This is a genomic window from Paraburkholderia haematera, assembly GCF_905220975.1.
Lineage (GTDB): Bacteria > Pseudomonadota > Gammaproteobacteria > Burkholderiales > Burkholderiaceae > Paraburkholderia > Paraburkholderia haematera.
The window spans coordinates 44885-70694 of the sequence record NZ_CAJNBK010000026.1; the positions used below are offsets into that span (position 1 = coordinate 44885).

The following is a 25810-nucleotide window of genomic DNA, read 5'->3' on the forward strand; positions in this document are numbered from 1 at the left end:
CGCTCGTCGATCGATTCTGACGGTGGCGAGGCGTGAATCGTTGAGAAACAATCAGCCGCCCACCGTCATGCTTACAGCGCTTGCTGCTTAACGGCCACGCGAGCGACCGCGCGGCGCGCCGCCGCCGCGATTGGCACCGCCTGCGTTGGCGTTGCCACCACCGGCGCGGTTGGCGTTACCGCCACGATTGCCGCCCGGCCCGCGACTGCCACCGCCGCTGCCCGGATTGCCGCCAGGGCCGCCAGCGCGCTTACCGCCGCCAGCCGCACGATTGCCACCGCCCGACGGCGCGCGATTGCCGTCGACGTCACCACCACGGCCGCCACGCGGACCAGGCGCGCCGCCGCCCATCGGGCCACTGAAGCCACCGGCGCTGCGCCCAGCGCCACGATTGCCGTAGCCGCTGGCGCCACCGCCGCCAAAACCACCGCCCGCACCACCACCGAACCCGCCACCCGCCGCTCCGCGACGGCCTTGACCGCGCGGCTGCTGCTGATCGAAGCGGCCATGCGACATCAGCACCGGTTCGCGGCCAATGAAGCCCATCGAGGTTTGCATCGGATCCGGCTGCTTGCGCTCCGGCGCCTCTCTGCGACCGCCCTTCTCTTCCGACGGCGCCTTCAGGCCGACCGACGCCATCAGCGCGCGCACCTGATTGTCTTCGAGTTCTTCCCAGCGACCGCGCTTCAGACCCTTCGGCAGCGAGATCGGGCCATGACGCGTGCGGATCAGGCGGCTGACCATCAGGCCGGCTGCTTCGAACATACGGCGCACTTCGCGATTACGCCCTTCGGCGAGCGCGACGTGATACCAATGATTAGTGCCCTCGCCACCGCCATCGCGGATGCGCAGGAAATTCGCCGGGCCGTCTTCCAGCTCGACGCCGTGCAACAGCTTCTGACGCATGCCTTCCGCCAGCTCGCCGACCACGCGCACCGCATATTCACGCTCGACGCTGTAACGCGGATGCATGAAACGGTTTGCCAGATCGCCCGAGGTGGTCAGCATCAGCAGACCTTCAGTGTTGAAGTCGAGGCGGCCGACCGCGAGCCACTTGGCGGTCTTCATGGGCGGCAGCTTGTCGAACACCGACGGACGGCCTTCCGGATCGGCATGGCTGACGATTTCGCCGGTCGGTTTGTGATACAGCAGCACGCGCGGCGGCTTGTTAGCCAGCTTGCGCTTGACCGGCTTGCCGTTGATGCGGACCTGGTCGGTCGGCATGATGCGTTGGCCGATGTGGGCCGGTTCGCCGTTCACCGACACGCGGCCGGCAACGATCAATTCTTCCATGTCGCGGCGCGAGCCCATGCCGGCTTCGGCCAGCACTTTGTGCAGCTTCGGTGCGTCGTCGTCCGCGGCGAGGACCCGCTTGGGCGCGGCCGGCTTGCCACGGCGCAGCATCGGCGCGCGCACGCCGCCGGTGGCGCTGTTGTCCGCATCGAATGCGGGTGAGGTGACGTACGAGAACAGATCGTCCGGGCTCGCTTCGGTTGCGGCTGCCACCGGTGCTTCGCCGCCACGGCGATTCTGGCGCCGGGCGCCTTCGCGCGGCTGACGCTCGCGAGGTGCGCCATCGCGCTGCCCTTCACGTTGACCTTCGCGTTGACCTTCGCGAGGTGCGCCTTCACGAGGTGCGCCTTCACGTTGACCGCCCTCGCGCTTCGCGCCGCCCGCATTGCGGCGCGGGCCCTGACCCTTGGCGCCGGCATCCTTGCGCGGCATGCGCACTTGCGCGACCACCTCGCCGTCCGGCGGCGCTTCCGTGACGACCGGCGCTCCTTGCGCGGGCGCGCCTTCGGCGCCCTTCGTCTTCGCGCCGGCGCGGCGCCGGGCGATCAGGCTGCGCGGTCCGCGACGCAGGCCGCGGCGCGGACGGTCTTCGCCGTCTGCTTCCGTGGTCTGCGCCGGGCGCTCGCCCTCGCCTGCCGATGCTTGCGTGGTGCGCGCTTCGTCGGCGCGTGCCGACGGCACGGCGCGCTCGGATTCGGACGAATCGGTGTCGTGGGTATGTGTCAAAACAACCTCAAAATGTCAGGTCGCGCACGCCCATTGCGGGCGTGGCAAAAAAAGTTCGGTTACGTCAGGCGCTGCGCGACTCGGGTTCGTCGTCGGTCAGAATGCCTGCGTCCTGCGCGGCATCGCGACGATCCTCAGGATCGCCGTGCGCCGCCGTGGTCGGGTTCGGCTCGGCGGCGTGCTCCGTATCGCGGAGTACGCCCGAGTCGTGCGCGGGTATTGCCGGATCGGCCTGGGAGACCGGATCGTGATTCAGTGCGGGTTCGGCAGCGCCGGCCTGCGGTACAACGTTTGCCGTTTCGGCATGTTCCTGCGCGGCCGGGACTTCAGCGGCATCCTCATGCGGCTCGAATGCCGGCTCGACATTCGCCACGCCATTCGTGGCCTCGGCGAGTTCAGTGGCCTCGCTTGCTTCGACTGCCCCGCTCGCTTCAGTCGACTCTGCGCGCTGCACCTGATCGAGCGGCGCTTGATGTTCTTCGGCGTATTCGCCGCCGATTGCCGTTCCCACCGATTCGCTCGCGGCGGCGTCAAACGGCACCGCCGACGCGCCCTCTTCGCCGGGAGCCGATGCCTGGGCGGCCTCGACCTCCGAAAATTCGATCGCATGCTGACCGAGCAGATCCGCGTTCAACTGCGCCGACGGATCGGCGAGCGGAGGCAATTCGTCGAGCGCCTTCAAACCGAGGTCGTCGAGAAATTGCCGCGTGGTCGCGTACAGCGCCGGACGGCCTGGCACATCACGATGGCCGATCACCTCGATCCAGCCGCGATCCTCGAGCTGCTTGACGACCTGCGTATTCACCGTGACGCCGCGAATCTCTTCGATATCGCCGCGCGTGACCGGTTGCCTGTACGCAATGATCGCCAGCGTCTCGAGTACCGCGCGCGAATATTTCGGCGGCTTCTCAGGATGCAAACGATCCAGGTACGAACGCATCGCGGGCTTGCTTTGAAATCGCCAGCCCGATGCCAGCCCGACCAGCTCCACACCGCGCCCAGACCAATCCTGCTTGAGGTCTTCGAGCAAATTCCGAACAGTGTCTGCCGACACGCCGTCGGCAAAGAGCTTGCGCAAATCGCCGAGCTTTAACGGCTCCTGCGCGCAGATCAAGGCAGTCTCGAGGACGATCTTCGCCTCTTGGGTATTCATGCAGCTAGGTCAGACCCTGTGGTCAAAGAACCGGATCAAACAGACGATGTGGAACTGAAGACGCGCTCGCCCGATTCTGATCGGTCATATTGATGGGAGCACGCACCGGGGGGAGGCGAAACAGGCAATCGAGCCAAACCCAGCCGGACGGAGCAGCGATGTTCCTGAAAGGAATCGCGTGACTGAGCGCCATATTACGCAAAAACAATCGGTGCGTAAAGACGAAATCCCCGGCGCATTTTTCAGTTATGCCTCAATGCGACCGCCTAAAAGGAAAAGCGGGCGGAAATGAACGGGAATCGGACCGGATCAGGCCCGCAATCGCCCCTTAAGTCAGGCCGCCTGCCCGCCGCGCCCCGGCTCAATGCGTACCGCGTTGCGCGAGGAATCGCTTCAGACGCTCGACACCCGCGTCGAGCCGGGCCGTGTCGCAGGCATAGCACCAGCGCACGAAGCCCTCGCCTTCTCGGCCAAACGCGCTGCCGGGCGCCACCCCCAGCCCTACTTCGCGCACCAGCGCCTTGCATAGCTCGAGGCTGCGCGACGCACCCGGCATCGAGAAAAATAGATACATCGCGCCCGGCGGCGCCTTCACGTCGACGCCCGGCACGGTGGACAGCGCGTCCACCAGATGGTCACGCGACGCCCTCAGGTCGAGCACCAGCTCCCGCGTGAAGCGCTCACCCTGCTGGACGGCCGCGATGCCCGCCTGCTGAACGAACGCCGGCGCACACGACGTGTTGTATTCGACCAGCTTGCCGAGATCGTCCATCAGCGCGGCCGGCGCGACGAGCCAGCCGAGCCGCCAGCCGGTCATCAGCCATGCCTTGGAAAACGAGTTCACGCAGATCACGCGCTCGTCGCGCGTGGCCAGATCGAGAAACGACGGCGCCGTGCGCGAATCGGCTCCTGGCGTGCCGGAATCGGCGTCGGCGGTTGCGTCGGCGTAATAAAGACGTTCGTAGACTTCGTCGGCGACGATCCAGATGCCGTGGCGACGGCAATGTGCCAGCACGGCGCGCTGCTCGTCGCGGCTCATCACCCAGCCGGTCGGATTGTTCGGCGAGTTGATCAGCAACATCTTCGTGTCCGGCGTCAACGCCGCCAGCAACTGTTCGAGATCGAGCTGCCAGCCGCGTTCTCCGTAGTCCAGCGCGACGGTCTCCACATGCGCGCCCAGAATCTTGGGAATTTCGACCAGATTCGGCCACAACGGCGTGACCGCGACAACACGGTCACCCGCGCCCACTACCAGTTGCGCCGCCAGCATCAGCGCGTTGACACCGGCGCTCGTCACCGCGATATGGTCGGGCGACGTCGTCCCGTGCAATGCGCTCACGTAGTCCGCGAGTGCCACGCGCAGCGGCGCAATGCCCAGGTTGTGCGTATAGAAGGTAGCGCCGGCGGCCAACGCAGCGCTGGCGGCGTCGCGGATGAAGGCCGGCGTCACCCGGTCAGATTCGCCGAACCAGAATGGCAGCACGTCTGCGACGCCGAAACCGGCATTCGCGACTTCTCGAATTTGCGAAGGACGTAGTCCGCGCACGGCATCGCGCGCGTTGGGGATGGGGGGCACAGGCAGATCCGATTCGCTCATCAAGGCTTCCAGATGGATGACGGCCGGGCAATGGCTCAAGGTTGACGCTTGGGGAAAGCCACAGTTTAGCGCGGCGCCTGTTTTTGGGACGGCGAAGTGAAGCCACTGGGTGAAAAGGCCGCGCCCAGGTCATCAGTCCAGATCCTCAGCCCGCGCCGGCAATTGCCGAATCAGCCCCCAGACCGCCTCCGCCGCCGGCGACAGCGAGCGGTCGCGCCGCCGCACCAGTTCGACCGTGCGCTCGGCGCGCGGCACGAGTGGCCGCGCCACCAGCGAGGCGCCCGCCGGCAGCGGCAGCGCAAGCCAGGGCAGCACGCTTACCCCGACGCCCGCTTCAACCAGCCCAAAAACGGTCGCGGAATGCCCCAACTCCTGCACCACGGTGGCGCTTACGCCGTACTCCTGCATCACGGCGTCGATGATCGGCCGGCTGCCAGACGCGTAATCGAGCATGACGAGCTGCTGGCCATCCAGGTCGGTCCATGCCACCCGCTCCTGCGCCGCCAGAGGGTGGTCGTCGCGCGAAACGACGCAAAACGAGTCCGTCATCAGCGATTCGCTGAGCAGGTCGTCGGCGGAAAATGGGCCGATGATCACGCCGAAATCGACTTCGCCCGACTTGACCTTGCGCACCACGTCGCTTTGCACGTCGTCGCGCAGACCCAACGTGATGTAGGGGAACTGGCGTCCACACGACGCCACCACGCCGGGCATCAACCGGCAGGCGACCGTCGGGCTCGCGGCCACCACGACGCGCCCGCGACGCTGCTCGCCGATTTCGCGAATCTCGCGCAGCGCGTCGTCCAGGTCCGTCAGCAGGCGTGACACGCTCGATACCAGGTTGCCGCCGACATCCGTGAGCTGCACCTCGCGCGTAGTGCGGTCGATCAGCTTGAGGCCGATCTCGCCCTCCAATTCGCGTACGCAGCGGCTGACAGCCGATTGCGTCAGACCGATCTCATCGCCGGCCCGGCTGAAGCTCTGCAGACGGGCGACCTCAATGAAAACCCTTAGCTGGCGCAGCGTTACATTCATTTACCAACCTCATCAATAACTCCATTTGATGCGCATTGTAGGGCGAAATGCCGCACCACTATCGTATTTAGCGATCTCGCTGCAATGCAGCAATAAGGCGCAAACGCACGCTGGCCGGGCCTAATTGCACAAGATTGGTGATTGTCCCGATTTGCGAGATGGGTTTTTTGGATTCTTATACGCCCCTAGCTGGCGCCCGCGCTGGCCCGCTGTCACAGGGCTTTCAGGTAGTTGGACTCAACTTGGCACACTTCCTGCATTTACATGCACACAGGGTCGGCGCCATGACTTCTGACTGACATGAAACCGTGGCAAGCCCGACCCCCCTTGGCACTCGCCTATCGAGTGCATGGAGAGTGCGCGGCGCGGGGCAGCGCACCGGAGTTAGCTTCGCTGAGGTGAAACATGATGCTGTTCGACGATTTGAGAGACAACGAGTGGGCGCTGGTCGAGGCGTTGTTCTGTGCGGAGCCAGCACGGAGCGAACGGCGCGGTCGGCCACGCGTGGAAGCACGCGCGGTTGTCAACGCCGTGCTGTGGGTGCTGTCGACGGGCGAAGGCTGGTCCAAGCTGCCGGGCCGCTATCCGTCACCGCCGACTTGCCGCCGTCGCTTCGACGAATGGCAAGCCGATGGTACGCTCGCCGAAATAGTTAAGCGACTCGGCACCAGCGGCCGTGAAATTTCGCTACGCGGCCGCATTGGCGCGACCGCGGCGAAACCGCCGGCACCGCCGAGCCGCGACCGCCTGCGTGGCGCATTCTGGACCAATCCGGAATCGTGGCGCGCGCCGGTCAAGATGGCCTGACGCGAATTGTTTTGCCTCCGGGCGCCTGCTGGCGCCCGGCGTGTATCTGGGCCGCCGTGGGCTGTCTGTCGACGCCCGCCCGACCTTCAATGGGCACCGCTACTCGGCGCGCCCAGCGCAGTCGTCCCTTCCCGCTTCGCCGACTTCGTTGCCGAGCCGCTTCAGACGCTGAAGCGGTTCGATTGTTGCGGGTGAAACATCCATTTACTATTGCTTACAGCGTGCTTTCGTTACTCGGCATACCTTATGTGTATGCAAACAGGCCTTGAGTCGATCGGCTTGACGGGAGCTCAGCATGAAACCAATGTCACTGCTTCTGTGCGGCATTGTCGTTTCATCAATGGCCGCACCGGCGCTCGCACAGCAGCATCCACAAGTCGGGAACTGGCGGCCGGATCGCACGGCCACAGTTGAAGCCTGGCAGCAAAGCAATACTCGCGAGCGCGACTTCACACCGCCTGCGCCGCGCGGCGACTTGCGAGGCGATATCGCGAGCAATGTACGCATGCGGCCGGAACCACCGCGCGAAGATCCCACACGCCGCCGCTAGCCACGCGCCAACGCGCGCGTATGGCGGGGCGCGCTTCAGATCGCCGTTTCAGATCGTGTGTTTCAGGACCGCTGGCTGTTGTCCGCGACGGCTAGTGTTCACCGCAATCGCGAGATAACACATTGCACGGCGAATTGAACGATTGGGGGAACCACCCGGCGCGGCGCCAGTCTGATTTAACGCCATTAGCACAGCGTGGCAGTAGTAATTCCGGTACGCCCGTATCCTTGCGATACGGGCTTTTTTTTGCGCCGACGAGCGGGCCGTGCGCGCTGTACCCAGGCGCATAAGCCAAGCATTAAGGCGGAGCAATGAAATCGCCGCCAGCCGCGTCAAGCGGCCGGAAAAAACGGCGCCAGCCTGCCGACCGTCCTAGGACCGGGCTTCGAGAGCGGCTGTGGGTCGCGTTTCGGCTGTAGCAACGACGTAGTCGTTCATGCGCTGTGCAGTCCAGCTCAACAGGCGCTCGTCGTGCGCCAGTCTCGCGAATTCGGCCCTGCCGCGCTCGGTGAGCACGGCGATATCGACAGGCGCATGAAAACCCGGTGCCGGCGCGACAGTGCGCTGCCGAACAGTGTCCATCAGGCCTAGCGCGCGAAGATATTGGAATACACCCGGCCGTCTGGCCCATGGGACCTGGCGATATTGCGCCCGCCGCAGCGCTTCAAGTACCGCTTCGTTGGAATACGTGGTCATCTCACTTCTTTCTTAAAGTGCAGCTATGACACATCTATGCCCAACACGTCACCGCGCCACCAGTGACGCGCATGGCACCCGCCCTTGGCTGGAAGCCGTCTGCATACTATGCAGCAGAACTCTGCCAGGTGCTGCCTGTTCTCGTTTTCGGAACCCCCGTCAGAACGGCATGTTAGCGTTCTATCTACGGGCCGACGATGCAACCGCTGCGGCGCGATAGCAAGCCCATAGATTCATCCCGAAAGTCATACGTTACCCCATTTAAATTGATTCTATTCACTTTATTAGCGCTTTTTTTTGCAGCAATCGTGCTATGGAAACGCGCCCGACGGCCTCTCGCCATTGTCACGATCGCCCTGTTCTGGCTGCTCGCCGCCGGCTGGCTCACCGCGCCATTGCTTGAATTGGCGCAACCGTATCGGCAGAGCGACACGCCTGCCAGTTTCGCGCCACGCACCGCGATCATCATGCTCGGTGGCGGCACCGTCTACGACGATAACATCCTCGTACCGCCGCCTGACGTGCTTGCGCGCATCGCGGTGAGCGCCGAGAACTATGCCGCCTGCAAGCGTACTGCAGCCACGTGTCAGGTGATCGTGAGCGGTGGCAATCCGCAGCGGCGTGCCGCAACCGAAGCGGACACCTATCTGCCATACCTGCTGCGCAAACAGGTACCGCGTACGGACATCGTGCTGGAAAACAGCAGCCGCACGACTTACGAAAACGCGCGCAACGTCTCGGCGATTCTCGAACGATCCCGTTACGATTCCCTGATACTCGTCACCTCTGCGTATCAGATGCCACGCGCATTGCTCGACTTCCATCGTTTCGGCCTCGCGCCGCAGCCGTTGATCTCGAGCGCGCGGCGCGCACGTCTCGGTATACTGCCGCGCTATGACAATCTGGTGAGCGCGGAGATTGCGCTGCACGAACTGATTGGAATTGCACAATTTCACGTCTATCGTGCAATCGGATGGTTCTGAATATCGCGCGGTGAGACGCGGTAATTTATTTAGAGATGCGAATATTCTTGATACCGGCAACGCACTGTCGGCTTTGACGCGAGATCGTTATCGAAAGCGACAGTGGGCCGAACGTAACAAGATGTAACGAATTGTCATGGCAGTTACAAACGTCCGCTGGAGCGGATATTGCTCGCTAGAATGCATTGTCTTTCCGATTGGACAGGCAAATACTCGGGTCCATAACCACTCTGCGGAGGTAACAATGAAGAAAGTGTCCCTGGCGATCCTGATTTCCCTCGGTGCCGTAACGGGCGTGGCCTATGCGCAGGACAACGGCGTCATGATGAGCACCGATCCTGCCAAGGCCGCCGACGTCGAGCAGCGCGCGCAAGAGTTACAAAACCGCCAGCAAGCAATGGAAAGCGCACCGGCTATGCCGGAAAAACATCACAAGATGGCGCCGCATCATAAGAAGGCTGCGAAGCCGATGGCCGCCAGTTCGTAAGCGCAGTTGGGCGCATTACCCGCGGCCTCGCCGCGGAGATGAAAAGCCGAAGCCGGCACCGCCGGTTTCGGCTTTTTTGTTGTCTAATGAACTCGCTGCAGGCCCGCTGCGCCCGGCTGACGTTATGCTAAAGTCGCGCACCGACCGGCGCCCGGCGACCGTCGCCCGGCCGGAATCCCCCTAACCTGTGCGCACCTTGGTGCGGAGGACAGCATGAGCAACATTCAGCTAGATATCGAATGGACTGAAGCAGCATCTCGCAAAATCGAAAAACTGATGCCGCGTGGCGGTCAGGAAGCGTTCCTCGCGCTGCCGCCCGTCGAATGCCTGCCGATGGAAGGCGACGTGCTGTTTCTTGGCCCGGACGGCAAGCAGCAACCGTTTATTGTCGCGGAACGCCAGTATCACCACGATGGCGATGCCGACTGGACCATCATCCTGATCCTCGACGTCCCGCAAGCCACGCACTAAAGATAAACGGCGAGTGCCGCACGGGCCGGATCCGGCCGGCAGCTCACTCGCCGTTGTTCGTCTCTCGTTGTCCGCCTCCTAGCGCTCACGCGATCTTCGACAAGACTCGAATTTCCGCGTGTTCGACCCAATCCGCCGCGGCTTTCTTATAAGCCGCAATGTGCGCGGATCCGGCATGCGCCGCCAGCGCTTCCTGGCTTTCCCAACGCTCCACAAACACGAACCTGCGCGGCTCCTGCACGTCCCGATGCAGATCGTACTGAAGCGCGCCCTGCTCTTTGCGCGTCGGCCCGACGATGCCTTCGAGCGCCTCGCGCAATTGCTCTTCATAGCCCGGCTTTGCCACCGAGATTGCGACCACCGCGATTTCCGCCATGCTTGCCCTCCGTTTATTCGCGAAAAGCAGCAGCATACCCGCCACCCGCCAAACCTGCAGGCGGCCACGCGTAGCAGGCAAGCTCACATGGCGACGGCAGGATGATTCTGATCCAAGGCCTTGCGCGTGCGCGAAACATGCGCAAAACGTCTGAGCACCGTCCTTGCCTGGAGTTTGGCGGGCGGCCACTCACCACCCTGCTACCCTCGGCTTCATCCGCGCGATGGATTGCGTTTGAAACGGTCGATTTTGCGCGAGGCCACGCCTCTGACGCTCACGCGGCACGACCACGACGCCAGGGCCACGACGCCAGGGCCGACTACCGCGCTTCAGCCGGTTTACCGGGCCTTCGGCCACGTCCCGCGTCTGTGATTACCCGCACATTCATGCAAAGTGCAAACTGCTAGACTGGTTTTGACTAATCCCGCCGGAGTCCAGCATGGCTGGCATCGCTCTCCGCGTTCCCGGGCTGTGCCCACCTTACCCTGCCGACGCCTGGGCTGTGCATCCGTTGCGCGCTGAATCGGTTCGCGCGCCCCGTCACCCGATTGCCGCGATGTCACTATGCCCGCTCTCATGCCCGCTTTTATGCCAACCGTCAGCGAATTGACCCTGAGCGGCCTGCTCCCGCACCTGGTCCGGGACGAGTCAGGCTGGACCGCGACATGGCGCGCGCTGACCCTGCACAGCGTGTTCCAGCCGGTGCTGTCCGTCACGCATCAGCGTGTGGTCGGCTATGAGGGCCTGCTGCGCGCGTTCGACCCGGTCGGCTTGCCGGTATCGCCGGAGGTGCTTTTCTCCGGCACACGCTCGGCCGCCGATGCGCGCGAACTCGACCGCATCGCACGCTGCCTGCACGTGGCGAATTTCATGGAGCAAGGCATCAGCACCGGGTGGCTGTTTTTGAATACGCGCCCGCAGGTGTTCGAAACCGGTTGGCCGCAGCGCACCTTCATCGATGAACTCTCGGCGCACTTCGGCCTGCCGCAGGAGCGCATCGTCATCGAAGTGCTCGAACAACCCGCCGACGACGAATCCGCCGTCGCCAGCATGCTCGCGGCGTCGCAGCCACGCGACTTCCTGATTGCGATCGACGACTTCGGCACCGGTTTTTCGAACTTCGACCGCGTGTGGCGCTTCCGGCCCGACATCGTGAAACTCGACCGCTCCCTCGTCGCCCGTGCGGGCAAGCGCGAAGGCGACGATTCGATGATCAGCCATCTGATCGCGATGCTGCATCAATCCGGTACGCTGGTGCTGGCCGAAGGTGTCGAAACCGACGAAGAATTGATGATCCTGATGCAGGCCGACGTCGATTTCGTGCAGGGCTTCTGGCTTGGCCAGCCGCAGAGTTCGGTGCAGGCCGCGTGCGCCAGGGTGCCGGCGCTGATCGAGTCGATGTGGGCCAAATTCGCCGCTTATGAACTCGCTCACGCCGGCCACCAGCGGCTGGGCTTCGAAGGGTTCGCCGAAGCCGTGCTCGACGCCGCCGACGCCTTCAAAGCCACCGGCGATCTGCAGCAGGCAGCACAAAAAATATGGCATTTGCGCGAAGCGCGCCGGGTGTTCATCACCGACGGTCAAGGCGAACAGACGCAGGCGTCGATCTCGGCCGCCTCGGTGCCGCCGCCTCCGTCGCGGCTCGCGCCGCTCTACACCGATACGCGCAGCAACTGGTCGCGGCGGGCGTATTTCAAGCATGCGCTCGCGGCGCCAGGACGCGTCGCCATGATGGGGCCGCACTATTCGCTCGCGGACGGCCAGGACTGCTATACCGCGGCAATTGCATTCGAGTGTGACGGCACGCATGTGCTTTGCGTCGACTTTGTGCCCGCGACGTCGCCGGCCGATACGCGTTCTGGCGGGCGCGGGGGCAAACGCTGAGCCCGACCGGCTCCGCCTTTTATCCCCTTTCCCCCGTTCCCCCTTTAATCCTCTACCCGCCCGCGGCCGGATTTAATCTCGCTGCGTTTGGCCTTGCTGTCGAGGCGACGCCGATTCGAGGCGCGCGTCGGCCGGGTCGCGACGCGCGGCTTGCGCGTCACGCTGACGCTTTCGATCAGTTCATCGAGCCGCGCCAGCGCCGCCGCGCGGTTCATCTCCTGCGTGCGATGCTCCTGCGCCTTGATGATCACCACGCCGTCGCGCGTGAGCCGGTGATCGGACAGCGCGAGCAGGCGCATCTTCAGCACTTCCGGTAACGACGACGCCTGCACGTCGAAACGCAGATGGATGGCGCTCGAGACCTTATTGACGTTCTGACCGCCCGCTCCTTGCGCGCGCACTGCGGTCAATTCGATTTCGTTCGGCGGGATCGGGTAACGGGATGTCATGACGGGATTGAACTCGGAGACGCAAAGTGTACACAGGGCGCAGCCGATTACCGACTACGGACTATCGGGCGCGGCCATCGATGCGAAAAACTATTTGCATCGACCCAGCCGGTTCACGGATACTGCCGTTTTCGCTTACAGCGTAAATTCATATGAAGCTCCGTCCGGGTTTTGTGCTGGAACTGGCCGTCAACTTTCTGCTGCCGTGGCTTGCTTACCGCCTGGCGCTGCCGCACCTGGGCGAGACCGGCGCACTGATCGCCTCTGCGGTGCCGCCGATCGTCTGGAGCCTGATCGAACTGGTGCGCTTTCGACGCGTCGACGCGCTTAGCGTCATGGTCGTAGCAGGCATCGTATTGTCGGTTGCGGCAATGGCGCTGGGCGGCAGTCCCCGCATGCTGTTGCTGCGGGAGTCGCTGGTGTCCGGCGCGGTAGGCGTGGTGTTTCTGCTGTCGTTGCCGATGCACCGGCCGCTAATCTTCTATCTCGCGCGCGCCACCGTCGCCCGTGAGATGGAAGGCGGCGCAGCGCGATTCGAAACCTTGTGGCGCGAGCGGCCGGCGCTCGTCAGTGCGATACGGTTCATGACGCTGGTATGGGGCGTTGGCCTGACCGGCGAAACGGCGCTGCGCGCATGGATGGCGCTCACCTGGCCGGTCGAGCGCTTTCTGGTGGTCTCACCGTTCATCGGCTATGGCATTTACGGCGGCCTGGCGCTATGGACGCTGTGGTACCGCAAGACCATGCGCAGCCGGGCCGAGGCGCAAGTGCAGCCGGGCGGGATCGCGAACTAGGCACGGTCTGGGCGCTTTGGGGCGCTCGCCCAATTGATCGGCTTGATCGGCTTGATCGGCTTGATCGGCTTGTTCCGCGTGTTACGCCTGAGTTACCTCGACCGCCTGAACAGCTTTATCAAGCGACGAACGAATACGCTCGTCGCCCGCGCCATGCTACCGGGCGGAGCGCCACGCCTCCGCGATTCGCGCAGCCAGGCCTGAGTCGCGCTGCGTCGGCGTCGCGATGGCCTGCGTCAGCACGGCGCGCGCGCCGATCACCTCCACCCGTTCACGCGCGCGGGTAATGGCCGTGTACACGAGTTCGCGCGACAACACACGGCTGAACACCGACGGCAGCATGAGCACCGCATGCTCGAATTCCGAGCCTTGCGACTTATGAACCGTGAGCGCGAATGCCGTATCGTGCGGCGGCAGCGCCGCAGGCGATACGGCTCGCAGACCGCCGTCACCCGTACGGAAATACACGCGTAACGCACCGCCCGCACCCGGCAGCGCAATGCCGATGTCGCCGTTGAACAGACCAAGCGCGTAATCGTTGCGCGTGACCATAATGGGGCGTCCGGCAAACCACTGTGCGCCTACAGCCAACGTGACGCCCGCCGAGCGCCTCACCTGCGCGGCCATCGCGGCATTCACCTGATCGACGCCGCGCGGCCCCGAACGCGTCGCGCACAGAATTCGGAAACGGTTTAGCGCTTCGAAGAGCGGCAATGGGTCTGGTGTATCGGCGGCTAATGCTTCGGCTAGCAACTCCGCGTACGCCGCAAAACCTGCGGCGAGCCGCGCAACGGTGCGCTCGGCAAGCGTCGCGTGAGTGTCTTCGTACAACGCTGCGGCGCAAGGCTCGACAGGGTCGATGCGCAGGACTTCGAGCGCCGCGGCGGTCGCGCCGTTGCGAATCGCCAGCGACAAGCGGCCGATCGGCGACTCGAGGCCGAATCGATAGTTGCGCTCGAGCCAGACGACGGAGTCGGCGAGCGGGTTTTGAGCCGATGAAGGCGAGCGTGAAGCGGATCCTGAGCCTGAGCCTGAGCCCGACGCTGACGTTGATGCGGGTGCCATTCCCGAAGACGAAGCCAATGCCGCTCCTTCGGCCGTCACCGGACTACTCGCAAAAAGATCGTCACCAGGTAGGCCATCAAAAGCGCCGCGCGCATCAGCATCGCCGAACAAGTCGCCAGGCGGCGTATCGAAATCGTCCGACGCACCCGCATGCGCAAAAAAATCGTCATGCGCCTGGTCGACGCCGCCCGATGCGCCCGGCAGTGCTTGCGACAACCGCGCCGCTTCAATGCCAAGCGCCTCAGCGATCCGCTGCAGTCCGTCATGCGTAAAAGCAGGCCGCGCGCTGAGCTCGGCGAACACCGCACCCGCCTCGACCGCGGCGAGTTGATCCTTGTCGCCCAGCATCACAAGACGCGTCTGCGGTGCAATGGCATCGAGCAGATGCGCCGCCATCGCGACATCGATCATCGACGCCTCGTCGATCACTACGACGTCGTAAGGCAGCGGGTTGTCGCGATGATGCCTGAAGCGCCCGCCCGGCCCGGACCCGAGCAGCCGATGCAAGGTGTACGACGTCTGCGGCAAGCGTGCAGCAAGTTCGGGCGGCAAATCGCCGGCACGTGCGAGCAAGGCTTCCTGCATCCGTTGCGCGGCCTTGCCGGTGGGCGCCGCCAATGCGATCCGCAGATCGGCGCGGGCATCCAGCAAACAGGCAAGCACGCCGACCACGGTAGTCGTCTTGCCGGTGCCCGGGCCGCCGCTGACGATCGTCAACTGCCCGGACAGCGCCATGACAGCAGCGACACGTTGCCAGTCGACCTCGTCATCCCGCGGCGGACCGAAATAGCGCAGCAGACGTTCGTGCAACATCTGAACGGTGGTGTCCGCGTTTGCACCGGCACCGGCATTGGCATTGGCATTGGCATTGGCATCCGCGTCGGAGCCCGCACTCGCACGGGTATTGGCGTCGACCGCATCCCGCGCATGCTCGCGAACCCTCGCACCCTCAACCCGCCCCCCGCCCGCATGCATCACCAGCGAGCGCGCGAGACGCCGCTCGTAGTCGTAGTAGCGCGCCAGATACAGCCGCCCTTGCCTGTCGATCACGAGCGGCCGCAACGCCGCCGCGCTTTCCGAACCGTCACTGGCCATGCCGCTTGCAAACAGCGCTGCGCGCACTTCCGCGCTCGATGCATCAAAGCGTCGCGCCAGCGCGGCAAGCGGCAGGCACACGTGCCCTTCGGCCGTGGCGCGGCTCGCGGCGAAGGCGGCCCGCGCCGCCCACTTCACCGCTTCGCCCGACCCACCACCGCGCCGCGCCAGCATACCGATGCGCCGCGCGAACCCCTCGGCAAGCGCGGTGCTGAAATCGGCCGGCGCGGGTAAGGCCACGCCGATGTCATCGAGCTCCGGCGGCGCAGAGGAGTTCCGCTCGAACGTGCTCATGCGACACCTCCGATCATTGCCGCGTCGAGCAGCGCCACGAGTTCGAAGGCGGGCCGCCGCATATGCACGCCCGCCGCCCCGTCGGCATCGCGCCACTGCGGACGAACGCCGCGCACGAACAGGTAGAGATAGCCGCCAATGTGCGTGTCATATGCATAATCGCGTACCCGCGTTTTCAGATAGCGATGCAGCGCCACCGTGTAGAGCAGCGCCTGGAGGTGATACGCGTGGCTCGCCATGGCCGCTTCGAGCGGTGCCGCCGCGTAGTCGGCGGCGGTGTCGCCCAGGTGGTTCGATTTCCAGTCGACGACCCAGAACCGTCCGTCGTGCTCGACGATCATGTCGATAAATCCTTTGACGAAACCACGCAACACGCCAGGCTCCAGTGCAACGTCGGGAAAGCCGTGCTCGATCAACAGCTCGCGCAACGCTGGAAAATCGAGCGAAGGCGCCGCAAACAGAAATTCGAGTTCGTTCAGGCGCCGCCGCGGATTCAGTTTGGCGAGCGCCATGCCGGGTACAAGCTCGGTGGTCACGACGTCCGCAATCAGCTTATGCATCATGGCGGGCAATCGTGCCGCGAGTTCGGGCACAGCTGGCGCCGGGCGCTCGCGCAAGGCGCCACGGATCGCATCCGGCCACGTATGCGGGTCGGTGAAATCCGCGAGCTCGAACATGCGGTGCAGACATTCGCCGGCCGCGGCGCCCCGTGGAAACGCGAGAATGTCGTCCTCGGCGTAGGACGGCGCTTGCGGTACCGGCACCGGCGCAGGCGCGAGCGCATCGGCAATTTCATCGTGATCGGGACGCACCTCTTCCACCGGCGTACGCGGCTCCTCGGCCTTGCTGCCGGCGGCGATCAGGCCGCTGAAGCTCGCCATGCGCCACTGATCGCGCAACGGCCGCCGGTTGGCGCGCGCCTGCATCCGCGCGCCGCTATCCTGGAGGCTTTCCAACGGCACACGGCGCTCCACTTTCGGCAACGCCTGCAAGGTAACCGGGCCGCCTGCCAGCGCGCGCCAGCGCTCGGACAAGGCGGCTTCGTCAGGTGGATCGGTAAGCCAGTCGTCAAAGCTGTGACCGCCGCCAGCCACCAGCCAGTTCAGCACACTACGGCGCGACTCCTTGGTGGAGCGCGACGAAAGATACGTACCCGCAACCAGATAGCAGCGGTATACCGCGCGTGTCAGCGCCACGTAGACGAGCCGTGCCCGCTCCGCCGCCTGTTCGCGCGCCGCGTAACGTGACGCACGTTCAGCTTCATCGTCGTCGCAACCGTAATGCAGCACCGCGCCGCCCGTTTCGTCGTGATACTCGCGCGCATCGGGCAAGCCGGAGGACGGCGGCTCGCGCAGCGCACCGTCGTTCAGAAACGGACAGAACACGACCGCGTATTCGAGCCCTTTCGATTTGTGGACGGTGACGATCTGCACGAGGTTGCGATCCGACTCGAGCCGCAACTGCGCGTCTTCGCCACCACCTTGCGTGCGTTGTGCGGCGAGCCAGCGCAAAGTCGGCGCGATGCCGGGTTGCGTAGCGGCACGCGCCTGCACAAGTTCGGCCAGATGATTCACGTTCGTCAGACGGCGTTCGCCGTCCGGTCCGGCCACCAGCCGTTGCGCAACGCGCAGTTCGCGCATCAGCGTGCGCCACATCAAGGCGAAGCCGCGCTCATGCCATAGCATGCGATAGCGTGAAAAACGTTCGACCCAGCCCATCGCGTCCGCGGCATGCGCGGGATCGTCGACCGGCACCGGCGCGTCCGCGACCTGCTCGAGGCGCCACAGCGCGGTGGCGTCGAGACCGAGCCAATCGGTGGCGAGCGCGGCGCGCAAACGGCGCAGGTCGCCCGGCGTATCGACTGCGGCCAGCACGCGTTCGATCTGCTCGGCGTCGAGCGTCGCGAACACCGAGGCCTGCGCCAGTTCCACGCTGCCCACGCCCCACGACGCCAGGACCCGCTTGATCAAACTGCCCTGCTTATGCGTTTGCACCAGCACCGCGATATTGCCCGGCGCGAGCGGCGCGTCGCCGATGGTCACCGACCCCTCGCGCGCACCGCGCAGGAGCCGCACGATCTCGGCGGCACAGGCTTCGCTCGCCGCGCGTTGCGCTTCGCGTTTGGTCAGCGCCGCGTCGCCTTGCGGCAGGGTCCAGATCCGGAAGTCGCCCGCGCTAGCACCGGGTTCGGAGAAAGGCGGACGACGCCGCTCGCCGGCCCGCACCGGCTGATAGTCGAGACCGTCGAGCACGAATGCCTGCGGGTTGGCTTCGAACAACCGGTTGCAGGCGTCGACAATCGGCGCCGTCGAACGCTGATTGACCGCGAGCGTGTAGCACGCCGAAGCCGCCGCGCGCGCCGCCAGATAGGTATGCAGATCCGCCGCGCGAAAACTGTAGATCGCCTGCTTCGGATCGCCCACCAGAAACAGCGGGCCGGCCGGCGCGAAGATGCGGCTAAAGATCGCGAACTGCAACGGATCGGTATCCTGAAACTCGTCGATCAGCGCGGCCGGATAACGCGTGCGCAAAGCATCGGCAAGCCAGGGGTTGGCTGCGAGCGCGCGATACAGATTGGACAGCAGATCGTCGAACGACACCACCCTGCGCGTGCGCTTGCGCGCCACCAGTTCGGCGGGCGCGTAGTCGAGCCAGGTTTCTACAAGTGCGAGCCAGCGCGCGCGTTGCGCGGCTTCGGCCGCGACCACGGCTGCGGCCAGCGCTTCGGCGTGCTCGAAGAAGGGATGCTCGGGCGGTTCGAACTTGACCTTGGTGGCCTTCTTCAATGCGGAGGCCGTCAGCTTCAAGGCCGCCTTTGGCGGCGGCGCATGACAATCGCCCTGGGCGAAGTACTCGGTCCACGCGGAAATCGCTGCGCTCACAAGATCAGGCTTGTGCGAGGTCTTGCTCAGACGGTCTTGCGCTTCTGCAAGCAATCTCACGATCGTATCGCGCTCTGCCTGCCAGACTTCGCTAGCAGCAGAGAAACCCGCCTGCGGATCGGCGCCACTTCCTCCTGCATCGACCTTGCCCCAGCGTAGCTGCGCCAACGGCTTCTTCAACCGTCGCGCGAGCTGCTCATCGAGCGACGCGGGACCGGCGCGTTTGGCCACCAGCCATGCAGCGAAAGCAGGATGCGCATAGGCCACCGGTTCCACCTGCTCGCGCCAGAAATCGGCTGCCATTTCGAAACGCAAGGCAGCGTCGTCGGCTTCCATTTCGAAGGCGAACGGCATAGCCGCGGCGAACGGCGCCTCCTGCAAGGCACGCTGGCAGAACGCATGAATGGTGTGAATCGCGGCCTGGTCGAACGTGCGCAGTGCACGGCGTACGACTTTCAATGCGGTCTCGCGATCGATGCCGCGCTCCGGCGCAAGGGTGGTTTCAAAGAGACGCCGGACGAACGGATCGCCGCCGTCGTCATCCGTATCGATTGCCCGATCTAGTTCCGCGAGCCGCCCGCGAATCCGCTCGTGCAACTCCGCGGTCGCCGCTTTCGTAAAGGTAACGACCAGAATCTGGTCGGCGTTCAGGTTCTTTTCGAGTAGCAGCCGCACGTACAACGCGCAGATGTTCCAGGTCTTGCCGGTGCCCGCCGATGCCTCGATCTGATTGACGCCGTCGAGCGAACAGGCGAAGACGTCGAGTTCTTCCGCGACCAGCGCGTGGTTGTGAACAGCGCCGCTCATGATGCGCTCCGCAGATGCTGAACGAGCGGTTTGAAGACGATCGAGGCAAGACTGCCGAACGGTTCGTCGAGCGTAAGCGGCGTGCCGCGCAGTGCGATGCGCAAAGCGGGGTCGTCGGATTCACCGCGCACACGATCATTGATCCACACGCCTTGCGCGGCGGACTCGCTCTCGCTGACCTTCACCCACGCGCTCTTCGGGAAAAAGCGCAGCGGCAGCATGCGCCCTGCTCTAAACAACGCGGCAAGCGGCGCCAGTTCATCGAGCGGCGCGGCGACCGGCGTGAGCTCAAAGCTCTCGCCGCTGCCGTGCCAGACCGTGCGGCGCGGGCCGTTCGGCTGTGCCGCGCAATAGACCAGATGTGCAAGCCACGCCGACAGATAATCGCGCGCAGTAGGTTTGGCGTAGCGGAAAATCACCTGTCCTGTTTCGGTCAGCAAATTCAGAGTGCCGTGCAACTGCAGCGGTATTTCGGCCGCTTTGCGAAGCGGTGCGTCATGAGCCCCAAATAGCGTATCGGCAATGTCGGCGTGATCGGGCCAGCGCGGCACGATATCGAGCACGAACGGCAGACGCTCGACACCCGAGGCGACTTCGCGGCGCACGCTGTCGGCGAGCTGGCGCAGCGCGCCAAGTTCACGCGAGCGCCACACCGCGCCGGTCGCGCCACCCGGCAGTTCGGGACTGGCCGCGGCAACGCGGCGCACGCGTTCGAACATGCTGTCGTCGTCTTCGGTATCGCTATTCAACAGGACCGGCAGGAGCCGCTCCGCCAGGGCATCGCGGCCGGCCCAATCGAGTTCGAACGGCTCGGTGTCGAGCAATTCGCCCTGCGCATCCGACAACACGATACCCAGGCGGTCGCGCAACAACGCACGCGCCGGATGACGCCAGAAACGCACGAATTCGTCGAATGCAACGGAGGCGGCGTCTTCGGCCGGCAACGGTTGATCGAAGAACGGCGCGGCGGCCGGATGCTGGGGCGCGGCTAGCAAACTGGCCAGTTCCGCGCGATCCATGTCGTACGTGAAGAGGCCTCGCTGCGACGAGAAATAGTCCGACGCGAACGCCTGCAGCGGATGATCGATGATGAAAGCGTGCCGCGCGGCTTCTATTTCCGCGGGCGCCGCTCCTTCCCCCGCCGACACTTGCGCCAGGTGGTCGAGCAATTCGTCGACCAGCGCGGCCGGCGGCAACGGCGCGTTGTCGCGAATGCTGCGGCCCGTATAGGCGATAAACAGCCGGTCGCGCGCGGCCAGCAGCAGATCGAGGAACAGATTGCGTTCGTCGTCGCGGCGCTGCCGGTCGCCTGCCTTACCGAACGCGGCCATCAGGTCGAATTCGTCGGCGCGGGCGAGACTCGGCAATACGCCGTCGTCCATGCCGAGCAGGCAAACGATGCGATAGGGCAAGCCGCGCAAGCTGGTCAGCGACGAAAACGTCACGCTGCCCCAAGGCACGCCGCCGCGCGCCGGGTCGTCGAGCGCCTCGGTGAGCGCGCCGCGCACCACGGCGGCCGGCAGAACGACGTCTTCTGCGCCCGCTTGCATCGCGTCACCCATCTTGTCGATGGCGTCGCGCACTGCGGCGAGCGAATCGGCAAACTCCACGCCGCCGTCGAAACACTGCGCGAGCGTTTCGAGCAGCAGTTGCGTCCATTCCGCAGGCGTCTGCTCAACCTCGCAGCGCTGCGCGAAGGTTTCGATGTCGTCGACGAAACGTGACAGCCGGCCAAGAAGCTCAGCGTCCGATCCATCGGCGCCTTCAACGGGCAGCCAGGCATCGACCGGCTCGCCGCCATCCGGCATCGCGTAACCGAGGTACAGCCGGGTCAGCGCATCGGCGAACGTATGACGCGCGACAGGCACGTGCTCGCCGGTCGGCTCACTCGGCACAAGGCCCCGGCGCGCACCGGCTGCCGCAAGCCATTCCTGCGCGGCTTCGAGCGCACTGGCATCGATTCCGTAACGCGCGGCGATCGCGTCGACCCGCAGCCATTCGATCAGATCCGGCGCACCCACGCTGCGCTCAGGCAACGCCAGCCAGTCCAGCAACAAACGCGCGACCGGATTGGCCTGCGAGGGCGGCAAGCCCGTGATCCGATACGGAATGCGGCGAGTGTCGCCTGGGGGCGCGGTGCCGAACACCGCATCGATCAATGGCCCGGCGGCCGCGAGATCGGACACGGCAACCAGCACGTCGGAGGGCTGCAGATCGTCGAACTCGTCGAACCAGCCGAGCAGGCGGTCATGCAGCACTTCGAGCTGCCGCGACAGGCTGTGACACACGTGGACTTCAATGCCGTTCTCGACCGGCAATTCGTCAGCGTCGTTTCCCGTTTCCGCCCGCAGATCGAGAATGCCGTTCTGCACGGCGGCAAGCCAGCTCGGCTCCGGATTCTCGGTGAAGTCGCCTGTCTCGCCGGATGCCGCGCTCTCGGTCAGTTCATGCAGCATGTGCAGTTGCGCCTGAGTCTGGCGGCCCCACTCAGCCAGCAGCGGATGACCCACTTCCTGATAATCGAGCTGGCCTGCGGCATCGAGCGCCTCGACGCGCCCCGCGCTGACAACGTCGAACCAGAACTCGCGGCATGGGTTCATCACATACAGGCGCACGTCGACCCAACGCGACAGCGCGCGCAGCAACGCGACGTGCAGCGGCGGCATGGTCGGCAGTGCGAACACGCTGACGGCCTCGGGCCACTGCGCGTTCGAGATGGCTTCCAGATCGAGCGTGCCGATTTCTTCGAGAAAGCGATAAGCGGGCGGCAAGGCGGCCGCGGGCGTTTGCGCGTTGCCCGCCACTTCGGCAAGCACGGCGCGCCACAGTGCTGCTTGCCAGCGTTCGTCCTCACGCGCAGCAACGCTCGCGCCGACTAGACGTGGACCGTTGTCCTCAGCGGCGCCGCTCGCGAAGATCGAACCGCCCTTCTGCCATTGCAGCAACCATTCCGGGCGATAGGTCAGATAGTGGTCGAGCACGGTGGCCACGCGGCGCGCCAGTTCGTAACGCATCGACGCGTCCGCCGCGTCGAGATAAGTACGCAGGCGCGGCGAGGCATTCCAGGGCAGCGCTTCATCCGCCTCTCCCAGCAGCCGGTAGCAGCGCCAGACGAGCCGGTCCGGTGCGAACGGCGAATGCTTCGGCACTTCGATCACACCGCCGATTTGCGCCCACAGCCACTGCGCGAGATAACCAAAATTGACATTCGCGCAGATGCCCTGGCGCGCAGCGATGTCGAGCTCGAGCCGGCGCCGCACCGCCGCGCTCGGGACGATCACAGGCTGCGCGGTCCAGGGGTCGGACGGCGCTTGTGCCAGGTCGTCGAGCAGCGCGCCGACAAGGGTTTCGTAGCGGTTCGAGTAGAAGAGTTGGAGCATGGATCCCGGAGAAGCAGGCGACGCGGGCGGAACGCCCGGGCCGCGACAGACATTGAAGCGACAGCATAACAAACGCGCTCCAAGGGCAGAACCTGGCCGAATGGACGAGGTCAGATCAGGCACAAAATCAGTTAGACTCCACGGCAGTTTGGGTCTGCCCCCGGTTGGCCCCTTCAACCGTGTTTTCTCAGTGAATGGAATTCAGGCAGTCGATGCGCTATTCGGTTGAAATAAAGAAATTCCTTTACAGCCAGTACTTTTATGGCGGCCTGCGCATCGCAGTCGGTGTGTCGTTACCGGCCATTTTGTGTTTGATCGTATTTCACGATCGCGAACTCGGCTTCACGATCGCGACCGGCGCACTCGGCGCATGTGTGGTCGACATGCCGGGCCCGCTCAAGTACAAGCACAACGAGATGCTGGCGTGCACGGTGATCGGCTTCCTGTCCGCGCTCGCCACCGGTCTCGCCACCGTCAACCCGGTCGCGCTGTGGTGCACGGTCGTGCCGCTCACGTTCCTGCTGTCATTGATCGTCGTGTATGGCAACCGCTGGCCGCAGATCAGCTTTGCCACGCTGTTCATGATGATCATGACGCTGGAAGAGCATTTCACGCCGATGCAGGCGCTCGTCAATGCGTCATGGATTCTGGTGGGCGGTCTCTGGTACACCTACTGGTCGACCTTTGTTAGCCGCTGGATGATGCATCGCATCGAACAGCAGGCGCTCGCCGAAAGCGTGTTCGCGTGTGCGGATTATCTGCTCGCGCGCGCCGCCTTTTACGATCTCGATAACGATCTCGACGAGTGCTATCGCAATCTGGTCGACAAACAGATCGCTGCGGTCGATCGTCAGGATGCCGCGCGCGACATCGTGCTGCGCAACCTGCCGAAGCTGAAAACCGGCCGGCTCGAACCGCGCCGGGCAATGCTGTTCAATCTGTTCATCAATACCGTCGACCTGCACGAATTGTTTGTCGGCGCGCATGTCGATTACTCGCTGGTGCGCAACACGTTTGGCGGCTCCGACCTGCTGGTGTTCTACCGCGATCTGATTCGAAAATCCGCCGCCGATCTCGAAGAAGTCGGACTCGCGGTATTGCAAAACCAGCCGCCCCGCGTGCGCGTGAATGTCAAAGCCGAATTGCGCGCCATCGAGTTCGAAATCGAACTGATGCGCAAGCAGGACCTGCCGGCCAGGAATCCGGAAGCTTATTCGGCGATATCGTCCACCTTCCGGCGTATCTGGAGCGCCACGCGCCTGATCGACAAGATGCGCAAGAGCCTGTCGAGCGATCCGGGCGCAAGCGAGACGGAGACCGAACTGCGCCTCGACAAGGCGCTCTCCCGCTTCGTATCGAGCCGCCGCGTGCCGTTCGGGCAGATCTTCTCGAATCTGACCATGGCCTCGCCGAGCTTCCGCCACGCGCTGCGCGTGACGATTGCGGTCGCCGTGGGTTTCTGGCTCGGCCGTCTGCTGCCGCTCACCAACGCGTACTGGATCGTGATGACCACCGTCATCATTCTGAAGCCAGGTTATTCGCTGACCAAGCAGCGCAATGGGCAGCGGATAGTCGGCACGCTGATCGGCTGTGCGGCGAGTATCGCGTTGATGATTTTCGTCAAGGAGCCGCACATCCTGCTCGTGGTGATGTTCGCCTCCATGGTCATGAGCTACAGCCTGTTGCTGTTCAATTACACGGCGAGCGTGGTGTTCACGTCCTCGTACGTGCTGCTCATGTTTCATCTGCTCGCGCCGGGCAGCATGCGCATCATCGGCGAACGTGCAATCGATACCGTGGTGGGCTGCGCGATCGCGATTGCCGCGAGCCACCTGTTCCCCTACTGGGAATACCGGCTGATGGGCAAACTCGTCAACAACATGATCAATGCGACGCGGCAGTATCTGGAAGCGAGTTGGTGGTGGAGCGGCAAACCGGCCGCCGCGGTGGTCGCCACGGTAACCGAAGCCGGTGCGTTCGCGCCCGCCGCGGCAATGGCTGATCCGGCGATCGAATTCGGCACGCCGGCGCGCGCGGTGGCAATCGCCGGCGCCAATGCGCGCGGCAACGCTATTCCGGATGCCGGTACAAGCGCCAGTGCGAACACCAGTGCGGCTAGTGCTACAAACGCTGGTTCAGGCAGCGCCGGCACCACCCCAGCCAGCCACGCAACCGCCAAGCCGGCCGGCGGTACATCCCCTGCAGCCGTAGCGGCCGCAACGGCACTCGATCGCGATTATCGCTACCGGCTCGCGCGCAAGAACGTCCACGTTGCGTTTGCCAATCTGGGCCAGGCGTTCCAGCGCATGATGCTCGAACCGAAATCCGCGCAAAAGTTCGTGCCGGAACTAAACGATCTGCTGGTACGCAGCCACGTACTCGCCTCGCAGATCACAGCGGTCGCGCCGTTGCTGCGCACCTCCGCGCAGCACGCCGACAGCGTTTCGCAACAGCCCTTGCAACGCGCGCTGAGTGTGGTCCGCGACAATCTGACCGAGGCGGAAGCGGGTAGCGCGCCGCCGGCCGATCAGGGCGAGCAGGTCAAACTATTGATGCGTGAGTTGGACGCGATGGTGGTCGAGACGGAGAAATCGCCAGACCACCCGGCGGACGCCGTGCACGACATGAAATTGCTCGCCCATCAGTGCAAGCAGATGCTGACGGCGTCGGCGCTGATTCGCAAGGATGCGAGCGTGATTCGCCTGCCGGAAGAGTGAAACAGGCGCGTCGCCTTATTGGGCGGCGCCGCTTGCGGGCTTCGCGGCGGTAGCCGCAGCGGCCGCGTCAGATGCGATCGTCGGCGCCGGCGCGTTCAGGCGGTCGAAATCGCGCTTTTCTGTAATCGCGTTATAGAAGAGCGTGGCGATCACCAGCAGGACCGCGACCACGATGAAAACAGCAATGCCAAAGGTCGGGTTCTTCTTGCGCGGTGGTTTGTTCATGAGGCGGGCTCGGTTCGCGAGGCAGTCGCGGATAGTGTCTGGGA

General features: G+C 64.5%; 18 protein-coding genes and 1 pseudogene. 8 read left to right on the plus strand and 11 right to left on the minus strand.

The features are described from left to right. Positions 1–87 precede the first annotated feature (87 nt). The 4 genes from rluB to KHO23_RS29265 all read right to left on the minus strand — a co-directional run bounded on the left by rluB (position 88) and on the right by KHO23_RS29265 (position 5804). Positions 88–2019 (minus strand): 23S rRNA pseudouridine(2605) synthase RluB, encoded by a 1932-nt coding sequence (gene rluB / locus KHO23_RS29250; protein WP_211615678.1) that lies wholly within the window; start codon positions 2017–2019, stop codon positions 88–90. Positions 2020–2083: 64 nt separating this feature from the next. Continuing rightward, entirely contained in the window at positions 2084–3172 is a 1089-nt protein-coding gene (scpB, locus tag KHO23_RS29255; RefSeq protein ID WP_211615680.1) for an SMC-Scp complex subunit ScpB, read from the minus strand. A gap of 361 nt (positions 3173–3533) precedes the next feature. Beyond that, entirely contained in the window at positions 3534–4769 is a 1236-nt protein-coding gene (locus KHO23_RS29260) for a pyridoxal phosphate-dependent aminotransferase (RefSeq protein ID WP_211615682.1), read from the minus strand. A gap of 132 nt (positions 4770–4901) precedes the next feature. Next, entirely contained in the window at positions 4902–5804 is a 903-nt protein-coding gene (locus KHO23_RS29265; protein WP_211615684.1) for a LysR family transcriptional regulator, read from the minus strand. 408 nt (positions 5805–6212) lie between these two features. On the opposite strand from KHO23_RS29265, the pseudogene KHO23_RS29270 reads away from it, so the two are divergent. Both KHO23_RS29270 and KHO23_RS29275 read left to right on the plus strand, forming a co-directional pair. Further along, positions 6213–6608 (plus strand): annotated as a pseudogene (locus tag KHO23_RS29270) (transposase); the annotation flags it as partial. Between the two features lie 298 nt (positions 6609–6906). Then, a complete protein-coding gene (locus KHO23_RS29275; RefSeq protein WP_211615685.1) occupies positions 6907–7161 on the plus strand; it encodes a hypothetical protein in 255 nt (84 codons plus the stop codon). Between the two features lie 372 nt (positions 7162–7533). On the opposite strand, the gene KHO23_RS29280 is transcribed toward KHO23_RS29275, so the two are convergent. Beyond that, positions 7534–7857, minus strand: a complete 324-nt coding sequence (locus KHO23_RS29280; RefSeq protein WP_211615687.1) for a hypothetical protein — start codon at positions 7855–7857, stop codon at positions 7534–7536. Between the two features lie 266 nt (positions 7858–8123). On the opposite strand from KHO23_RS29280, the gene KHO23_RS29285 reads away from it, so the two are divergent. The 3 genes from KHO23_RS29285 (at position 8124) to KHO23_RS29295 (ending at position 9798) form a co-directional block, all read left to right on the plus strand. After that, entirely contained in the window at positions 8124–8840 is a 717-nt protein-coding gene (locus KHO23_RS29285; RefSeq protein WP_236067030.1) for a YdcF family protein, read from the plus strand. A gap of 244 nt (positions 8841–9084) precedes the next feature. Further along, positions 9085–9327 carry a hypothetical protein gene (locus tag KHO23_RS29290; protein ID WP_211615744.1) on the plus strand — a complete coding sequence of 81 codons (243 nt, stop codon included), beginning with the start codon at positions 9085–9087 and terminating at the stop codon, positions 9325–9327. 213 nt (positions 9328–9540) lie between these two features. Further along, on the plus strand, positions 9541–9798 hold the full coding sequence (locus tag KHO23_RS29295) for a hypothetical protein (protein WP_007182306.1): 258 nt from the start codon (positions 9541–9543) through the stop codon (positions 9796–9798). Between the two features lie 85 nt (positions 9799–9883). Here the strand turns inward: KHO23_RS29295 and KHO23_RS29300 are convergent, their stop codons facing one another. Further along, positions 9884–10174, minus strand: a complete 291-nt coding sequence (locus KHO23_RS29300) for a putative quinol monooxygenase (RefSeq protein WP_211615691.1) — start codon at positions 10172–10174, stop codon at positions 9884–9886. Positions 10175–10762: 588 nt separating this feature from the next. Between KHO23_RS29300 and KHO23_RS29305 the strand changes: the two genes are divergently transcribed. Continuing rightward, positions 10763–12058, plus strand: coding sequence for a sensor domain-containing phosphodiesterase (locus tag KHO23_RS29305; protein ID WP_211615693.1), 1296 nt, complete (start codon positions 10763–10765; stop codon positions 12056–12058). A 44-nt stretch (positions 12059–12102) separates the two neighbouring features. On the opposite strand, the gene arfB is transcribed toward KHO23_RS29305, so the two are convergent. Continuing rightward, positions 12103–12507: an alternative ribosome rescue aminoacyl-tRNA hydrolase ArfB gene (gene arfB, locus KHO23_RS29310; RefSeq protein WP_120292934.1), complete on the minus strand. Its 405-nt coding sequence runs from the start codon at positions 12505–12507 to the stop codon at positions 12103–12105. Positions 12508–12659: 152 nt separating this feature from the next. Between arfB and KHO23_RS29315 the strand changes: the two genes are divergently transcribed. After that, positions 12660–13301: a VC0807 family protein gene (locus tag KHO23_RS29315; protein ID WP_211615695.1), complete on the plus strand. Its 642-nt coding sequence runs from the start codon at positions 12660–12662 to the stop codon at positions 13299–13301. 156 nt (positions 13302–13457) lie between these two features. Here KHO23_RS29315 and KHO23_RS29320 read toward each other — a convergent pair whose 3' ends face one another. Genes KHO23_RS29320 through recC form a run of 3 tightly spaced genes read right to left on the minus strand, consistent with a single transcriptional unit; the run spans position 13458 to position 22824 of the window. After that, positions 13458–15755: an AAA family ATPase gene (locus KHO23_RS29320; protein WP_211615697.1), complete on the minus strand. Its 2298-nt coding sequence runs from the start codon at positions 15753–15755 to the stop codon at positions 13458–13460. Beyond that, positions 15752–19444, minus strand: coding sequence for an exodeoxyribonuclease V subunit beta (recB, locus tag KHO23_RS29325; protein ID WP_211615699.1), 3693 nt, complete (start codon positions 19442–19444; stop codon positions 15752–15754). The genes KHO23_RS29320 and recB overlap by 4 nt, the downstream gene beginning before the upstream one ends. After that, on the minus strand, positions 19441–22824 hold the full coding sequence (gene recC, locus KHO23_RS29330) for an exodeoxyribonuclease V subunit gamma (RefSeq protein ID WP_211615701.1): 3384 nt from the start codon (positions 22822–22824) through the stop codon (positions 19441–19443). Before recC ends, recB begins: the two co-directional genes overlap by 4 nt. 212 nt (positions 22825–23036) lie before the next feature. Here recC and KHO23_RS29335 point away from each other — a divergent pair, with 212 nt between their 5' ends. Further along, entirely contained in the window at positions 23037–25541 is a 2505-nt protein-coding gene (locus KHO23_RS29335; protein ID WP_211615703.1) for an FUSC family protein, read from the plus strand. 15 nt (positions 25542–25556) lie between these two features. Here the strand turns inward: KHO23_RS29335 and KHO23_RS29340 are convergent, their stop codons facing one another. Beyond that, on the minus strand, positions 25557–25766 hold the full coding sequence (locus tag KHO23_RS29340; protein WP_211615705.1) for a hypothetical protein: 210 nt from the start codon (positions 25764–25766) through the stop codon (positions 25557–25559). Positions 25767–25810: the final 44 nt, after the last annotated feature.